The 16680-nt window shown below is 69.8% G+C and carries 11 protein-coding genes; 10 read left to right on the forward strand and 1 reads right to left on the reverse strand.

The genetic code is table 11. The features are described from left to right. Positions 1-137 precede the first annotated feature (137 nt). The 5 genes from uvrA to VBO01S_RS18200 all read left to right on the forward strand — a co-directional run bounded on the left by uvrA (position 138) and on the right by VBO01S_RS18200 (position 10634). A complete protein-coding gene (gene uvrA / locus VBO01S_RS18180) occupies positions 138-5888 on the forward strand; it encodes an excinuclease ABC subunit UvrA (protein WP_062477360.1) in 5751 nt (1916 codons plus the stop codon). A 117-nt stretch (positions 5889-6005) separates the two neighbouring features. Next, positions 6006-7055 (forward strand): ornithine cyclodeaminase, encoded by a 1050-nt coding sequence (ocd, locus tag VBO01S_RS18185; protein ID WP_062477364.1) that lies wholly within the window; start codon positions 6006-6008, stop codon positions 7053-7055. A gap of 34 nt (positions 7056-7089) precedes the next feature. Next, on the forward strand, positions 7090-8136 hold the full coding sequence (locus VBO01S_RS18190) for a histone deacetylase family protein (RefSeq protein WP_062477367.1): 1047 nt from the start codon (positions 7090-7092) through the stop codon (positions 8134-8136). Positions 8137-8242: 106 nt separating this feature from the next. Beyond that, the gene (locus VBO01S_RS18195; protein ID WP_062477370.1) at positions 8243-9211 is read left to right on the forward strand and encodes a Bug family tripartite tricarboxylate transporter substrate binding protein; all 969 of its coding nucleotides are present in this window, start codon (positions 8243-8245) and stop codon (positions 9209-9211) included. Positions 9212-9437: 226 nt separating this feature from the next. Continuing rightward, positions 9438-10634 carry a porin gene (locus tag VBO01S_RS18200; protein ID WP_062477373.1) on the forward strand — a complete coding sequence of 399 codons (1197 nt, stop codon included), beginning with the start codon at positions 9438-9440 and terminating at the stop codon, positions 10632-10634. Between the two features lie 128 nt (positions 10635-10762). On the opposite strand, the gene VBO01S_RS18205 is transcribed toward VBO01S_RS18200, so the two are convergent. After that, on the reverse strand, positions 10763-11587 hold the full coding sequence (locus VBO01S_RS18205; RefSeq protein ID WP_062477377.1) for an HAD-IIB family hydrolase: 825 nt from the start codon (positions 11585-11587) through the stop codon (positions 10763-10765). 96 nt (positions 11588-11683) lie between these two features. On the opposite strand from VBO01S_RS18205, the gene VBO01S_RS18210 reads away from it, so the two are divergent. The 5 genes from VBO01S_RS18210 to VBO01S_RS18230 form a co-directional block, all read left to right on the forward strand. Then, positions 11684-12679 (forward strand): ABC transporter ATP-binding protein, encoded by a 996-nt coding sequence (locus VBO01S_RS18210; RefSeq protein ID WP_062477380.1) that lies wholly within the window; start codon positions 11684-11686, stop codon positions 12677-12679. Positions 12680-12687: 8 nt separating this feature from the next. Beyond that, the gene (locus VBO01S_RS18215) at positions 12688-13530 is read left to right on the forward strand and encodes an ABC transporter permease (RefSeq protein ID WP_062477383.1); all 843 of its coding nucleotides are present in this window, start codon (positions 12688-12690) and stop codon (positions 13528-13530) included. An 85-nt stretch (positions 13531-13615) separates the two neighbouring features. Further along, positions 13616-14806: a hypothetical protein gene (locus tag VBO01S_RS18220; RefSeq protein ID WP_255221141.1), complete on the forward strand. Its 1191-nt coding sequence runs from the start codon at positions 13616-13618 to the stop codon at positions 14804-14806. Further along, entirely contained in the window at positions 14803-15843 is a 1041-nt protein-coding gene (locus VBO01S_RS18225) for a DNA methyltransferase (RefSeq protein ID WP_062477386.1), read from the forward strand. Before VBO01S_RS18220 ends, VBO01S_RS18225 begins: the two co-directional genes overlap by 4 nt. Before the next feature lie 184 nt (positions 15844-16027). Then, positions 16028-16680: ABC transporter permease (locus tag VBO01S_RS18230; RefSeq protein WP_062477397.1), on the forward strand; the 653-nt coding region annotated here is incomplete at its 3' end.

Consider the following 16680-nt stretch of genomic DNA (forward strand, 5'->3'; position numbering starts at 1 on the left):
AAATGTCGCATTTGTTTCATAAAGTGTCTTGGGACGCATCCAGACAAACCCCTGCGCGGGCGCCGCCCATGCGCCGGCGTGCGCCGAAGCGTCACGAAGCACTCCCTAGAATGTTTGCCCCACCCCCCAAGGCACTCATGACACAGGGCTCCATCCGGATTCGCGGCGCGCGCCAGCACAACCTCCAGAACCTCGACCTCGACATCCGCACCGGCGAGATGACCGTGGTCACCGGGCCCAGCGGCTCGGGCAAGTCGAGCCTCGTGTTCGACACCCTCTACGCCGAAGGCCAGCGCCGCTACGTGGAGACCTTTTCCGCCTACGCGCGCCAGTTCCTGGACCGCATGGACAAGCCCGCCGTCGACAAGGTGGAGGGCGTGCCGCCCGCCATCGCCATCGACCAGACCAACCCGGTGCGCTCCTCGCGCTCCACGGTCGGCACGATGACCGAGCTGAACGACCACCTGAAGCTGCTCTACGCGCGCGCGGCCCAGTTGTTCGACCGCGAGACCGCGCTGCCGGTGCGCCACGACTCGCCCGACAGCATCTATGCGCAGATCGCCGAGCGCGCGGCGGCCGCGGGCGACCCGCGCATCGTCATCACCTTCCCGGTCGAGCTGCCGGCCGGCACCACGGCGGACGAAGTGACGCAGTGGCTGTCGGCCAGCGGCTTCACGCGCGTGCAGGCCGAGCGCGAGGTGGCCACGCCCACCGGCCCGCGCAAGGTGCTCGACGTGGTGGCCGACCGCTTCCGCATCTCGAGCGCGGAGCGCGCGCGTGTGGTCGAAGCCATCGAAGTCGCACTCAAGCGCGGCAGCGGGCGCGTGACCGTGCATGCGACCGGTGCCGAGGAAAACGCACCCACCGACGTGTGGAAGTTTTCGACCGGCCTGCATTGCCCCGAAAGCGACATCCGCTACACCGACCCCATCCCGTCGATGTTCTCGTTCAACTCGGCGGTGGGCGCCTGCGACACCTGCCGCGGCTTCGGCCGCGTGATCGGCGTCGACCTGGGGCTCGTGATCCCGAACGACAAGCTCACGCTGCGCGCCGGTGCGATCAAGACGATCCAGACGCCCGCGTGGAAAGAGGCGCAGGACGACCTCATGCGCCACGCCGAGGCCGCCGGCATTCCACGCGACACGCCGTGGAACAAGCTCACCGAGGAGCAGAAGCACTGGGTGATCGAGGGCACGCCCAACTACAAGGACGGCAACTGGAACAAGCAGTGGTACGGCGTGCGCCGCTTCTTCGGCTACCTGGAGAGCAAGGCCTACAAGATGCACATCCGCGTGCTCTTGTCGAAGTACCGCAGCTACACGCCGTGCCCCGTGTGCAGCGGCGCGCGCCTGAAGCTCGACCCGCTGCTGTGGCGCATCGGCAGCAAGGACGACGCCGACGCGGTGCTGCCGCCTGAAAAGCGCTTCCTGCCCACCGGTGCGAAGTGGAGCCGCGCGCAGCTCGAGGCGCTGCCCGGCCTGTGCCTGCACGACCTGATGCTGTTGCCCATCGAGCGGCTGCGCAAGTTCTTCGACCGCGTGGAACACCACGGCAACGGCAGCCCCGCCAGCGAAGGCGAGGCGCAGGCGCTGAAGCTGCTGTTCGAAGAGATCACCACGCGCCTGCGCTACCTGCACGACGTGGGCATCGGCTACCTCACGCTCGACCGCCAGAGCCGCACGCTCAGCGGCGGCGAGGTGCAGCGCATCAACCTCACGACGGCGCTGGGCACCTCGCTGGTGAACACGCTGTTCGTGCTCGACGAGCCCAGCATCGGCCTGCACCCGCGCGACATGAACCGCATCACCGAGGCCATGCTGCGCCTGCGCGATGCCGGCAACACGCTGGTGGTGGTCGAGCACGACCCGGCCGTGATGCTCGCCGCCGACCGCGTGATCGACATGGGCCCCGGCCCCGGCGCGCGCGGCGGGCAGATCGTGTTCGATGGCGGCACCGACCAGCTGCGCGACGCCGACACGCTCACCGGCCAGTACCTGGGCGGGCGCAAGAAGATCGGCATGGGCTTCAAGCGGCTCGTGAGCGAGAACACGCACCGGCTCATCCTCGAAGGCGTGCGCGAGCACAACCTGAAGAACATCACGGTCGACTTTCCGCTCGCGCGCCTCGTGTGCGTGACCGGCGTGAGCGGCTCGGGCAAGTCGACGCTCATCCAGGACGTGCTGGCGCCCGCGCTCATGCGCCACTTCGGCAAGGCCACCGAGACGCCGGGCGCGCACGACCGCATGCTCGGCGCCGATCACCTGGGCGACGTGGTGTTCGTCGACCAGTCGCCCATCGGCAAGACCGCGCGCTCCAACCCCGCGAGCTACGTGGGCGCGTGGGACGCCATCCGCGAAATCTTCGCCACCGCGGCGCTGTCGCGCCAGCGCGGCTACACCGCGAGCAAGTTCAGCTTCAACTCCGGCGACGGGCGCTGCCCGACCTGCGGCGGCTCGGGCTTCGAGCACGTCGAGATGCAGTTCCTGTCGGACGTGTACCTGCGCTGCCCCGACTGCGACGGCAAGCGCTACCGGCCCGAGATCCTCGAAGTGAAGATCGAGCGCAAGGGCAAGGGCTACAACGTGGCCGACATCCTGGAGCTCACCGTGGCCGAGGCCGCGGCGCTGTTCGACACGGACCGCGACGTGCTGCGCGTGCTGCAGCCCATCGTCGACGTGGGTCTGGACTACGTGAAGCTCGGCCAGCCCGTGCCCACGCTCTCGGGCGGCGAGGCGCAGCGCCTGAAGCTCGCGGGCTTCCTGGCCGAGGCGGCCAAGAGCGCGACCGCGAGCCGCCAGATGGTGGCGCGCAAGGGCACGCTGTTCCTGTTCGACGAGCCGACCACCGGCCTGCACTTCGACGACATCGCGCGGCTCATGCGCGCGCTGCGCAAGCTGCTCGACGCGGGCCATTCGCTCATCGTCATCGAGCACAACCTGGACGTGATCCGCGCCAGCGACTGGCTCATCGACCTCGGCCCCGAAGGCGGCGACGCCGGCGGCCAGGTGGTGGCCGAGGGCACGCCCGAGCAGCTGCGCGAGAACCGCGCCTCGCTCACTGGCGCGGCGCTGGCCGACTACGAACTCGCCGTCGGTCCGGGCGCCTACAAGGTGGCCGAGCGCGCCGCGCGGCGCTACATCGCCAATGCGAAGACCGCGCCCGGCGGCAACGCCATCGAGATCGTCAATGCGCGCGAGCACAACCTGAAGAACCTCAGCGTCGACATTCCGCGCGGCAAGTTCAGCGTGGTGACGGGCGTGAGCGGCTCGGGCAAGTCGACGCTGGCCTTCGACATCCTGTTTAACGAAGGCCAGCGCCGCTACCTCGAATCGCTCAACGCCTATGCGCGCAGCATCGTGCAGCCGGCGGGCCGGCCCGAGGTGGACGCGGTGTACGGCATTCCGCCCACGGTGGCCATCGAGCAGCGCCTGTCGCGCGGCGGCCGCAAGAGCACGGTGGGCACCACCACCGAGGTGTGGCACTTCCTGCGCCTGCTGTACGTGAAGCTGGGCATCCAGCACTGCGTGCACGACGGCGCGGCCGTGCAGCCGCAGACGCCCGACAGCATCGCCGCGCAGCTGATGCGCAACTTCAAGGGCCAGCACATCGGCCTGCTCGCGCCGCTGGTGAGCAACCGCAAGGGCGTGTACACCGAGCTGGCCGACTGGGCGCGCCCGCGCGGCTTCACGCACCTGCGCGTGGACGGCGACTTTTTGCCGACCACGGGCTTCCCGCGCATCGACCGCTTCAAGGAACACAGCATCGAGCTGCCCGTGGCCAGCCTCGACGTGCTGCCCTCGCAGGAGAACGAGCTGCGCGCGGCGCTCACCAGGGCGCTCGAGCATGGCAAGGGCGTGGTGCATGTGCTGAGCGAGCTCGACGGCCTGCGCGCCGCCATGATGGCCGGCGTGTCGGCCGTGGGCATCGGCCGCGTGCAGGTGTTCTCCACGCTGCGCGCCTGTCCGGTGTGCAGCACCAGCTACGCCGAGCTCGATCCGCGCCTGTTCAGCTACAACAGCAAGCACGGCTGGTGTCCCGACTGCGTGGGCACGGGCGTGAAGCTCAGCAAGGACCAGCGCAAGGTCTTCGACGATTCGATCCGCGACGACGACAACAAGGGCCGCGAACAGACCTTCGCCGAGCCCGAGGTCGAAGACCTCGCCGACGTGGCGTGCCCGACCTGCGAAGGCACGCGCCTGAACGCGACCGCGCGCGCCGTGGGCTTCGGCACCGCGGCCGACGGCTCGGGCGGCATCGGCATCACGCAGCTGGCGCGCATGAGCGTCACCGAGGTGCGCCAGTGGTTCGAAGGGCTGGTGCTCAACGGCCGCGAAGCCGAGATCGCCCGCGACCTCGTGCCCGAGATCAAGAGCCGCCTCGAATTCCTCGAAGAAGTGGGCCTGGGCTACCTCACGCTCGACCGTGGCGCGCCCACGCTCTCGGGCGGCGAGGCGCAGCGCATCCGCCTGGCGGCGCAGCTGGGCAGCAACCTGCAGGGCGTGTGCTACGTGCTCGACGAGCCGACCATCGGCCTGCATGCGCGCGACAACCAGATCCTGCTGAACGCGCTGCACAAGCTCGGCGAGAAGGGCAACACGCTGGTGGTGGTGGAGCACGACGAAGACACCATCCGCCGCGCCGACCACATCATCGACATCGGCCCCAGCGCCGGCAAGCGCGGCGGCCGCCTCGTGGCCGAGGGCACGGTGGCCGACATCCAGAAGGCCGGCGATTCGCAGACCGGCCGCTACCTGCGCGACGCCATCAAGCATCCGCTGCAGGCGCGCCGCCTCATTCCCTCGCCCGACCCGAAGGCCGAGGACAGCGGCAACTGGCTGACCGTGCACGGCGCCGACCTGCACAACCTGCAGGACGTGACCGCCACGCTGCCGCTGCACCGCCTCGTGGTGGTCACGGGCGTGAGCGGTTCGGGCAAGTCGACGCTCGCGCGCGACGTGCTGCTGGCCAGCGTGCAGGGCATCGTGGTGCAGCGCATGACCAAGGCCGGCCGCGACGCCGATGCCGCGGGTAAGCGCCCGGCCTGGGTCGGCTGCCGCGGCGTCGACGGCTACGAGGTCATCGACCGCGTGCTCGAGGTCGACCAGACGCCCATCGGCAAGACACCGCGCAGCTGCCCCGCCACTTACATCGGTTTCTGGGACACCATCCGCAAGCTCTTTGCCGACACCCTCGAAGCCAAGGCGCGCGGCTACGGCCCGGCGCGCTTCAGCTTCAACACCGGCGAAGGCCGCTGCCCGGGCTGCGAAGGCGCGGGCGTGCGCACCATCGAGATGAGCTTCCTGCCCGACGTGAAGGTGCCCTGCGAGGTGTGCCACGGCGCGCGCTTCAACCCCGAGACGCTGGCCGTGAGCTGGCGCGGCAAGAGCATCGGCGACGTGCTGAAGATGGAGGTCGACGAGGCGGTGGAGTTCTTCGCCAGCATGCCCAACATCGCGCATCCGCTGCAGCTGCTGAAGGACGTGGGCCTGGGCTACCTCACACTGGGGCAGCCGTCGCCCACGCTGTCGGGCGGCGAGGCGCAGCGCATCAAGCTGGTGACCGAGCTGAGCAAGGTGCGCGACGACATCACGCGCCGCGGCCAGAAGGCGCCGCACACGCTGTACGTGCTCGACGAGCCGACCGTGGGCCTGCACATGGCCGACGTCGAGAAGCTGATCCACGTGCTGCACCGGCTGGTGAACGGCGGCCACAGCGTGGTGGTGATCGAACACGACCTCGATTTGATCGCCGAAGCCGACTGGATTCTCGACCTCGGACCCGAGGGCGGCAACGCCGGCGGACGCATCGTCGCGGCGGCGCCGCCGGAGGAGGTGGTGCGATTGGGTACGCACACTGGCGTAGCTCTAAAGGCCGTGTTGGCACGTTGACGCGCGCAGGCGCACAATGGCTTGAACCCTTGGCGCAGGCGCATCCTGAATCAGCCATGGTGGAGACCGTGTGAACGGATGAAGCGCCGTGCCGGGGGCTACGCAAGGAGCCGCGCCATGACCCGCTTCATCGATGTTCACAGCCTGGTTCGCCTGGTGGATGAGACCGGCGTCCCGGAATTCCTCGTCACGCTGGCCGACGCGCTGCGCGACGACTTCCTGCGATGGCGCGAGTTCGACAAGAAGGCGCGCGTGGCCAGCCATTCGCACCTGGGCGTGATCGAGCTCATGCCCGTGGCGGACGACGGCGCCTATGCCTTCAAGTACGTCAACGGCCACCCGCACAACACGCAGGTCGGCCTGCCCACGGTCATGGCCTTCGGCGTGCTGGCCGAGGTCGACACGGGCTACCCCGTGCTGCTGTCCGAACTCACGCTCACCACCGCTTTGCGCACGGCCGCCACCTCGGCCATGGCGGCCAAGGCGCTGGCGCGGCCCGATGCGCGCAGCCTGGCGCTCATCGGCAACGGCTCGCAGAGCGAATTCCAGGCGCTGGCCTTCCATGCGCTGCTGGGCATCGAGCAGGTGCGCGTGTTCGACATCGACCCGCGCGCCACCGACAAGCTGGTGCGCCACCTCGCGGCCTGCACGCCGATGGAGATCGTGCGCGCCGACTCCACCGCCGAGGCGGTGCGCGGCGCCGACATCGTGACCACCATCACCGCCTACCAGGGCCACGCGACCGTGCTCACGCCCGACATGATCGAGCCCGGCATGCACATCAACGCCGTGGGCGGCGATTCACCCGGCAAGACCGAACTGCACCCCGACGTGCTGCGCGGCGCGCGCGTGTTCGTCGAGTACGAGCCGCAGACGCGCATCGAGGGCGAGATCCAGCAGCTGGCGCCCGACTTCCCGGTGCACGAGCTGTGGCGCGTGCTGCTGGGCGAAGTGCCGGGGCGCGAGCGGCCGGAGCAGGTGACGGTGTTCGACTCGGTCGGCTTCGCGCTGGAGGACTACACGGCGCTGCGCTGCATCCAGCAGCTGGCGCTGGAGCGCGGCGTGGGCCGGCAGATCGCGCTGGTGCCCGAGCTCGATGATCCGAAGGACCTGTTCGGCCTCACCGCCTCGGGGCGGCGCCGGGCGGTGCTGCGGCGTGCGGCATGATGGCAGGCCCTGTCGTCACGCCCTTCGCCGCTTCATGCTCACCATCTACAACGACCAGCACGCCCTGCACCAAGGCCAAGTCGAAATGTTCCGGGGCGAGCTGGTGCCCTGCTTCGAGGTGCCCGCCCGCGTCGACCATGTGAGGCACGAACTCGAGCGGCGCGGCCTCGGCCCGCTGCAGGCGCCCGACGCGTTCGACGACGCGCTGCTGGCGAAGGTGCACGCACCGCGTTACCTCGACTTCATCGCCCATGCCTGGGACGAGTGGGTGGCGCTCGACGCCGCCAACGCCACGCGCGACGCGCTGCCCTCGTACTGGCCCACGCGCGGCATGCGCACCGATGTGTTGCCGAAGAGTTTTCCCGCGCGCCTGGGCCTCTTTGCGTTCGACGCCGGCACGCCGCTGATGGCCGGCAGCTGGGCCGCCGCGCGCCACGGCGCCGCCTGCGCGTGGACGGCGACGCAGCGTGTCATCGGCGGCCAGCGCAGCGCCTTCGCCCTCACGCGCCCGCCGGGCCACCATGCGGGCGCCGACTTCTTCGGCGGCTACTGCTTCATCAACAACGCCGCCGTCGCCGCGCAGGCGCTGCGCGACGCGGGCGTCGAACGCGTGGCCGTGCTCGATGTCGACTACCACCACGGCAATGGCACGCAGGCCATCTTCTACGAGCGCAGCGACGTGCACTTCGCCAGCCTGCACGGCGACCCGCTCACCGACTACCCGTATTACCTGGGCCATGCCGACGAGCGCGGCGCGGGCAAAGGCGAGGGCTTCAACCACAACCTGCCGCTGCCGCGCGGCACCGACTTCACGGCCTGGCGCGCTGCGCTGCGCACGGCGCTCGACGGCATCGCGAAGGTCAAGGCCGGCGCGCTCGTGGTCTCGCTGGGCGTCGACACCTTCGAGGGCGACCCGATCTCGGGCTTCAAGCTGAAAAGCGACGACTACCTGCGCATGGGCGAAGACCTCGCGCGCGCGGGCCTGCCGACGGTGTTCGTGTTCGAGGGCGGCTATGCGGTCGCCGAGGTGGGTGTGAACGCGGTCAACGTTCTCGAAGGCTTCGCGCAAGCCGCGGGCTGAGGGGGCGAGTAGCCCTGGCGACAGCAGTCGGGTGAGCCCCGATTGCTGCACCGGGCGGGGCAGGGCCCAATGCGCGGCTCGATCCACGCTTCAGGAGCCTTCCGTCATGTTTCGCCGTTCCCTTCTCCGTGCCGCCACGCTGGCCGCCTGCGGCCTCGCCGCGCCGCTGGCGGTGCTTGCACAGGCCTTTCCCGCGAAACCCATCAAGCTCGTGATCGCCTTTCCCGCGGGCGGCCCGACCGACATCACCATGCGCCAGCTGGCCGACAACGCCAGCAAGATCCTGGGCCAGCCCGTGATCATCGACAACAAGCCCGGCGCCGGCGGCACGCTGCCCGCGCAGGCGCTGCAGACCGCGCAGCCCGACGGCTACACCGTCGCGCAGATTCCGCTGGGCGTGTTTCGCCTGGGCTACACCACCAAGATCAACTGGGACCCGCTCAAGGACATCAGCTACGTGCTGAACGTCACCGGCTATGCCTTCGGCATCGTCGTGCCGGCCGACAGCCCCTTCAAGACCTGGGCCGACTTCGTCGCCTACGCCAAGGCCAACCCCGGCAAGCTCACCTACGGCTCGACCGGCAACCTGACCAGCCCGCACCTCACGACCGAGATCGTCGCGCAGAAGGCCGGCATCCAGCTGCAGCACGTGCCGTACAAGGGCAGCGCCGACCTGATGCTGGCCGTGGTCAGCGGCCAGCTCATGGCGGCGGCCGACAGCACCGGCTTCGCGCCGCAGGTCGAGGCCGGCAAGCTGCGCGTGCTCAACACCTGGGGCGAGAAGCGCCTGGCGAAGTTCCCCGACGCACCCACGCTGAAGGAGCTGGGCTACGACGTGGTGCAGAACTCGCCCTTCGGCATCGGCGCGCCCAAGGGCACTCCGCCCGAGGTCGTGAAGAAGCTGCACGACGCCTTCAAGCAGGCGATGGAAGAACCCAGCTACGTCGCCTCGCTCGGGCGCTACGACATGCTGCCCAACTACATGAGCTCGGCCACGTACACCAAGTTCGCGCAGGACACGGTGGTGCGCGAGAAAGTGATCATCGACAAGCTGGGGCTGGCGAAGGAGAAGTAAGCGCCCGCCGGAAAAGGGGAGGCGTGCGCGGCGCCTACCCCGATCCGCGACCGCTGTCCTGAACTTACCCCCTATATCCCTCCGTAATCTAGGCGTTAACCCTATGTAATCCCTTTGTCTTCCAGTGAAGGAAAACTCGGACCCAGTCTCGCGGCAACAAGGCCCGGACGTCCCAAAGTCGCGCCCGGTCTCGGCGCAGCGACATCCCCCTCCTGGAGTGACACCAATGAAAAAATCCCTGCTTGTTCTGGCTGCCATCGCAGCCTGCGGCGCCGCGTCGGCGCAATCGACCGTGACCCTGTTCGGCGTGGTCGATGCCGCCTACCGCAACGTAGCGAACAAGAGCGTTTCGACCACCCCCTTCGGCCCCGCCTACAGCGTGAAGGCCAGCCGCACCGAGCTGGCGAATTCGGGCCTGAGCTCGAGCCGCCTCGGCTTTCGCGGCGTGGAAGACCTGGGCGGCGGCCTGTCGGCCAGCTTCTGGCTCGAAGCCCCGATCACGAATGACGACGGCGCCACCGGCGTGTCGAACTTCACCCGCCGCTCGACCGTGAGCCTGGCAGGCAGCTTCGGCGAACTGCGCCTGGGCCGCGACAAGACCGCGACGGTGATGAACGAAGAACAGTTCGATCCGTTCGGCGACACCGGCATCGGCGGCTCGCTGATCATCGACGCCAACGAAGCCAGCGTGCCGGGCAGCGGCTACGGCAGCAACGGCACCTACAAGCGCGCCAGCAACATGGTGCAGTACTTCCTGCCGCGCCTGGGCGGCTTCTACGGCAACGTGGCCTACGGCCTGGCCGAGCAGACGCGCCTGTCGCCCGACACCGCCGCCAGCACCAACACCGGCCGCCACATCGGCGGTCGCCTGGGCTACACGACGGGCCCGTTCGACATCGCCGCCAGCTACGCGCAGAACGACACCAGCTTCACGACCGGCAGCGGCGCCGCCGCCGTGGCACGCCCGGGCAAGGTCAAGACCTTCAACCTCGGCGCGACCTACGACTTCGGCGTGGCCAAGCTGTTCGGCGAAATCTCGCGTTCGAAGGACGAGCGCAACGCGCTGAACATCTTCACGCCCGGCCAGGACGTGGACCTCACCGGCTACCTGCTGGGCGTGACCGTGCCGGTCGGCCCGGGCGTGATCCGCGCGTCGTATTCGCAGGTCAAGTACGACTTCAACCGCGTGCCGGTCTTCGGCGTGAACAACGCCGACCCGAAGGCCAGCAAGCTCGCGCTGGGCTACGTGCACAACCTGTCCAAGCGCACCGCGCTGTACGGCACGGTCGCGCGCGTCAGCAACAAGAACGGCGCGGCGCTCACGGTGGGTGCAGGCCCGTCGTACGCCACCACGTTCAACCGCACCGCGCTGCAGGCCAAGAGCTCGATGGGTTACGAGTTCGGCATCCGCCACACGTTCTGATGTCCTGAAGGGTCGCGCATCGCGCGACCCTCACCCCTGCAAGTTTCTCCAAGGGTCGTTCAACCGGTCCATTCGGCCCGCCCTGCGCGGGCCTTTTTTTCGTGCACGACGCCCGCGCGGCGCGCGGCTCAGCGCGCCGACAGCACCGCCTGCGCGGCCTGCGCAAACCCCGCGCCGCGCTCGCCCTGCGTCACGTAGCGCGGCAGGTGCTCCAGCTGCGGCACGAAGCGCGCGACGTTCGCCACGCCGATGCTGTGCGCGAAGCTGCGGAACATCAGCTGGTCGTTGGTGGAGTCGCCCACGTAGGCCCAGCGGTCCATCTCGTCGTCGAGCGTGCGGCCCCAGAGCTCGCGCACGATCCAGCGCGCGCCTTCGAGCTTGTCGTTGTCGCCGTACCAGCCGTTGATGTGGATGCTGCTCACGGTGGCGTGCATGCCTTCGCTGCGCATCAGCGCGACGACGCGCGCGATGGTGTCGTCGCTCAGCGTCACGAACTCGCTGTGGTCGATGGCGATGTCGGTCTCGCGCCCCGGCGAGTCGGTGGCGCGGCCGGCGCCCGGAATCTCGCGCTCGATGCGCGCCAGCACGGCCTGCATGCGCGCGAAGTTGGTGGCGCGCGTGGCGGCGTCCTGCTGGTAGCGCTTCTCGACACCGCCGTTCGGCGCAGGCCGCAGCGCGCCCGCGCCGTTCTCGGCCACGATGGCATCGACCGGCCAGCTGTTCACGAAAGGCAGGCTCCAGCCCACGGGCCGGCCTGTGATCGCGACCACGGCGAGGCCGGCGGCCTTCAGGTCGGCCAGCGCCTTCAACGCGTCGGGCGTGATCGCGCCGTCGGTGGTGAGCGTGTCGTCGATGTCGGTGAACACGCCGACCAGCGCCGCGCGCGCGTCGGCGGGCCAGCGCGTGAGCGGCAACAGGTGGTGGGGCGAGGCGGGCAGGGGAGGCGAAGACATGAGGCAGGATTCTCGAAAGGGCCCGTGATCGTACCGGCGCTTTCGTGTAGCATCCCGCCCCCGCCGCGCTTTCAGGCCGGCGCGGCGCTTCTCACCATGCCCCACATCCTCGTCGACAACCTCCGCAAGACCTACCGGGTGTCCGAGCGCGACCCCGGCCTGCGCGGTGCGCTGCGCGGCCTGCTGCAGCGCCGCCACCGCACGGTGGAGGCGCTGTCGGGCGTGTCGTTCGCGCTGGAGCGCGGCGAGCTGCTGGGCTTCATCGGGCCGAACGGCGCGGGCAAGTCGACCACCATCAAGATCCTGTCGGGCATCCTGCGGCCCGACGGCGGGCGCGTGGAAGTCGACGGCCGCGACCCCTTTGCCGACCGCGAGCGCCACGTGGCGCGCATCGGCGTGGTCTTCGGCCAGCGCACGCAGCTGTGGTGGGACCTGCCCGTGGGCGACGGCTTCGACCTGCTGCGCGACATCTACCGCGTCGACCCGCAGCGCTACCGCAAGACGCGCGACGAGCTGGTCGCGCTGCTGCACCTGGAGCGCGTGCTCGACCAGCCGGTGCGCCAGCTGTCGCTGGGCCAGCGCATGCGCGCGGAGATCGCGGCGGCGCTGCTGCACGAGCCCGACATCCTGTTCCTCGACGAGCCGACCATCGGCCTCGACGCGCCCTCCAAGCTCGCCGTGCGCGACTTCGTGCGCCGCGCCAACCGCGAGCGCGGCACCACCGTGCTGCTGACCACGCACGACATGCACGACATCGAGGCCCTGGCCCAGCGCGTGATCGTCATCGGCCACGGCCGCGTGCTGGCCGACAGCCCCGTCGAGGCGCTGCGCGCGCAGGTGATGGCCGAGCGCCGGCTGGTGGTCGACTTTGCGCAAGACGCCACGCTGCCCGCGCACGTCGACGGCGCCACCGTGCATTCGCGCGACGGCCAGACGCTGGTGCTCGACTTCGACCCCAAGCAGACCCCCGCGCCCGCGCTCATCGCGCGCATCGCCGGCGCGCACGCCGTGGAAGACATCCGCCTCGAAGGCCTCGCGATCGAAGCCGTGATCGCGCGCTTCTACGCCATGCACGGAGCGGCCGAGGCGTGAGGCCGGCCATGGGCCCGCGCGACCTCGCCCGGCCGTATGTCGCGGCGTTCGTCTCGCGCTTCCTGCAGATGCTGCAATACCGCACGGCGGCGCTCGCGGGCTTTGCCACGCAGTGCTGGTGGGGCGGCATCAAGGTGATGGTGTTCGCCGCGTTCTACAGCGGCAGCGCCATCGCGGGCGCGGCCTCGTCGATGACGCTGGCCCAGGCCATCACCTACACCTGGCTCGCGCAAGGCCTGCTGGTGCTGATGCCTTGGCTCGGCGACCCCGAGGTGGCGCAGGCCGCGCGCACCGGCGCGGTGGCCTACGACCGCCTGCGCCCGGTGGACGCCTACGCGCTGTGGTTCGCGCGCACCGCAGGCTGGATCGCGGCGCGCCTGCTGCCGCGCGTGGCACTGATGGCGGCCTTCGCGGCGGTCGCATTGCCGCTGGTGGGGCTGGGCGACTGGGCCTGGCAATTGCCTGCGAACGCGATGGCCGGCGCGGCGTTCCTGCTGTCGGTGGTGCTGGGCCTGTTGCTTTCGACCGCGATGGTGATGCTGCTCAACGTGGCGACCACGGCGGCGCTCAACGAGCGCGGCATTCAGGCGGTGGCGACGCCCGTGGTCATCGTGTTCTCGGGCAACCTGCTGCCGCTGGCGCTGCTGCCCGACGCCTGGCAGACCGCGCTGCTGGTGCAGCCGCTGGCGGGGCTGTTCGATATTCCGGCGCGGCTGTACTTCGGGCAGCTGAGCGGCGCGCATGCGCTGGGCGCGCTGGGGCTGCAGTGCTTCTGGATCGTCGCGCTGGTCGCGTTCGGGCGGATGGCGATGGGGCGCACGATGCGCAGTCTGCAGGTGCAAGGTGGCTAGGGTGACGGGCGCGCGCAGGGAGCCACTCCCGCCCTCGGAGGCAGCGCTGTCGTATGGTGGCGGGTGCGACAACCCCGCCCCTGCCATGCGCCCCGTCATTCCCGTTGAAGCCGATGCGCCGGCGCCCCTCGCCGTGCGGACCGTGACCTGCGCGATCGACCAGATCGCCGTGGCCGATCTGCCGCGCAGCGCGAGTTCCCCGCTCTTCGAACGTCTTCGCCGCTCCGTGCGCGGGGTGACCCTTCGCACGCCGCCTTCGAACGAGGCCACGCGCTGGCACACGCACACGATCGGCGGCGTCGCGCGGCGCCTTGCGCAGCCCCTCACGTTCACGCCGTACGCCTCCGTGAAGCCTTGTTCGGCACGTTGCGGCTTCTGCTCGGAAAACCTGCGCAAGACCGACGGCGGAACCTCGGCATCCCGGCTGCGTCCGGCGCCCGACTACTTCGACGGCCTGTCCCGCGCGCTGCGCGCCTTGCGCGGCGTGCCGCTGTCGTGGTCGCTCTCGGGCCTGGAAACGAGCGACGACACCGACTGGATGCTTCGGCTGCTGCACACGCTGACCGCGGGCGAAAGAGAAGGCCCGGTGGTCGAGGACCGTGTGCTCTACACCAACGGCGCAGGCTTTGCCGGCCCGCAGGGCGAGGTGCTGCGGCGCGCGCTGCAACGCTTCGGAATGAGCTGGCTGGAGTTGTCCCGCCACCACCACGACGGCGCGGTCAACCAGGCCATCATGCGGTTCCGGCCCGAGGTGGCCATCGGCGACGCCGCCGTGTTCGAACGCACCGCGCGCCAGCTCGCCGATGCGGTGGCGCTGCGGCTCGTGTGCATCCTCCAGCGCGGCGGCGTCGCGCAGCCGACCGACGTGGCCGCGTACCTCGCGTGGGCACGGCAATGCGGCGCCGGCACCGTCGTCTTCCGGGAGTTCTCGCGGCTCGACGACGGCTATCGCGACAACGCCACCGCGCGCTATCTGCGCACGCAGCGGGTCTCGATGGACGCGCTGCTGACGGCCTGCCTCGACGCTCCCGACATCTCGCGCGGGTGGACCCTCGAAAGCCTCACCGAGGGCTACTACTTCTGGAACCTGCGCCTGCGCACCGACAACGGCCTGACGGTCGTCTTCGAAAGCGCCGACTACGGCGCCATGCACGCGCGCCACGCGACCGGCGACGTCTACAAGCTCGTCTACTTTGCCGACGGACAGCTGTGCGCCGGCTGGGAGCCGGGGCACGACGTGCTGCTCGACACGCGCACCGCGAAGGCCTGTCCATGAGCAGTCACAGCTGGCTGAAGCTCGATCATGAATCGCCGCGCTACCGGCTGCCGGACGACCTGCGCGCGCGGGACCCGATGGGCGGGCGTGATTGCGGATGGCTCGAGCAGATGCTGCCCTTCGTGCGCCGGTTCTCGCAACCGGGCGACACGGTGTTCGACCCGTTCGCCGGCTTCGGCACGACGCTGCTCGCGGCGCGCCTCGAGCAGCGCCAGGCCCTGGGCTGCGAAGTCGATGCCAGCCGCATCGACCTCATCCGCGAGCGGCTGGCACGCCACGGCCTCGCCCACGGCACGACGCTCCTGCACGCCTCGTGCGATGCGCTCGAAGACGCCGCGCTCCCGCCCTTCGACCTGTGCCTGACGAACGTCCCCTACTTCGGTTGCCGCTGGACCGGTGCGCAGGCAACCTCCCAGCTCTACGACAGCCCGAGCTACGCGCAGCACCTCGATGGCCTGCGCAACGTCTTCCACCGCGTCCGCGCCGGATTGCGCGAGGGCGGTGCCTGCATCGCGATGGTGGAAAACCTCCGGATCGGCGATCGCGTGCTGCCGCTGGCCTTCGATCTCGCGCGCATCCTGGGTTCGCTCTTCACGATGGAGGAGGAGCGCGTGCTGGTCTATCCGCACGACGCGGAAGACAGCGACGCCGATGCCCGCACCGACCGGCGCCACGAACACGCGCTGGTTTTTCGCAAGCAGCGCGAGCGCATCGACCTGTCGGCCACCGCTGCGCTGCTCGATGCCATGCGCGCCGCAGGACACGTCTTCACGCTGTTCGGCAGCTTCGCGCGCTGGCAGCAGGACCCACAGGGCCCTCCGCCCGCAGACGCCGACATCCGCGTCGACGCCGACCCGCAGCGCCTGGACGCCCTGCTGCGATGGCTGCAAGGGCAGGGCTTCTCGGTGACGAGCTGGGGCGACCCGGTCACCGCGCCCCTTCACCTCGACAGCTACCGCGGCCGCTTCTATTTCCGCGCCGATCGCATCGATGCCCGCGGCGCATTGATCCGACTCGACATCTGCTACGAGCAATGAGTGGCATGACGCAATCCGCACAGCGGTGGATCGATCCGCACCACGACCGCGCTCGGTGTGCGCAGGACACTGGGTGCTTCCCGCAGCGAAATCAAGGAGGAGGGCGAAGCCCGGGGGACATTCGCGGAGGGAAGTACCCGGTGGCCTGTGCACGCGCCCTGAACAGCGGCGAGGGCCACTGAAGATGGGCGCACTTCCTCTGTTCTTCCGCCTCATGGCCGCTTCCATCAGCGGCCAGGCCAGGTACCCCGCGTCAGCCTTGCTGCTGACCCTCGGCCAGTTCCTCGGCACAGGCATCGAGGTCGTCGCCGTCTGGGCGCTGTTCCATCGCTTCGGCGAGGTGCAGGGCTGGGGCATCGGCGAGGTCGCGCTGTTCTACGGCCTCGTGAACTGCATGTTCGCCCTTGCCGATGCACTGGGCCGCGGCTTCGACGTGCTGGGCACCGAGTTCCTGCGCACCGGCACCTTCGACCGGCTGCTGCTGCGCCCGCGCCCGCTTGCGCTGCAGCTCATGGGCCACGACGTGCGCATCAGCCGCTTGGGCCGTCTGCTGCAGGGCCTGCTCGTGCTGGCCTTTGCGACCGTGCAGGCCGACATCGCGTGGACCCCCAGCGCCGTGGCAATCGCAATGTTCGCCCTGGCCGGCGGCATCGCGCTGTTCCTCGGCATCCTCGTGCTGCAGGGCACGCTGTCGTTCTGGACCGTCGAGAGCCTGGAGATCGCCAACGTGCTCACCTACGGCGGCGTGCAGGCGGCGCAGTACCCGCTGGCGCTCTATGCGCAGTGGTTCCGCCGCGTGCTGACCTTCATCGTGCCGCTGGCCTGCGTGGCGTACTT

The organism is Variovorax boronicumulans NBRC 103145, from assembly GCF_001591345.1.
GTDB classification, from domain to species: domain Bacteria; phylum Pseudomonadota; class Gammaproteobacteria; order Burkholderiales; family Burkholderiaceae_C; genus Variovorax; species Variovorax boronicumulans.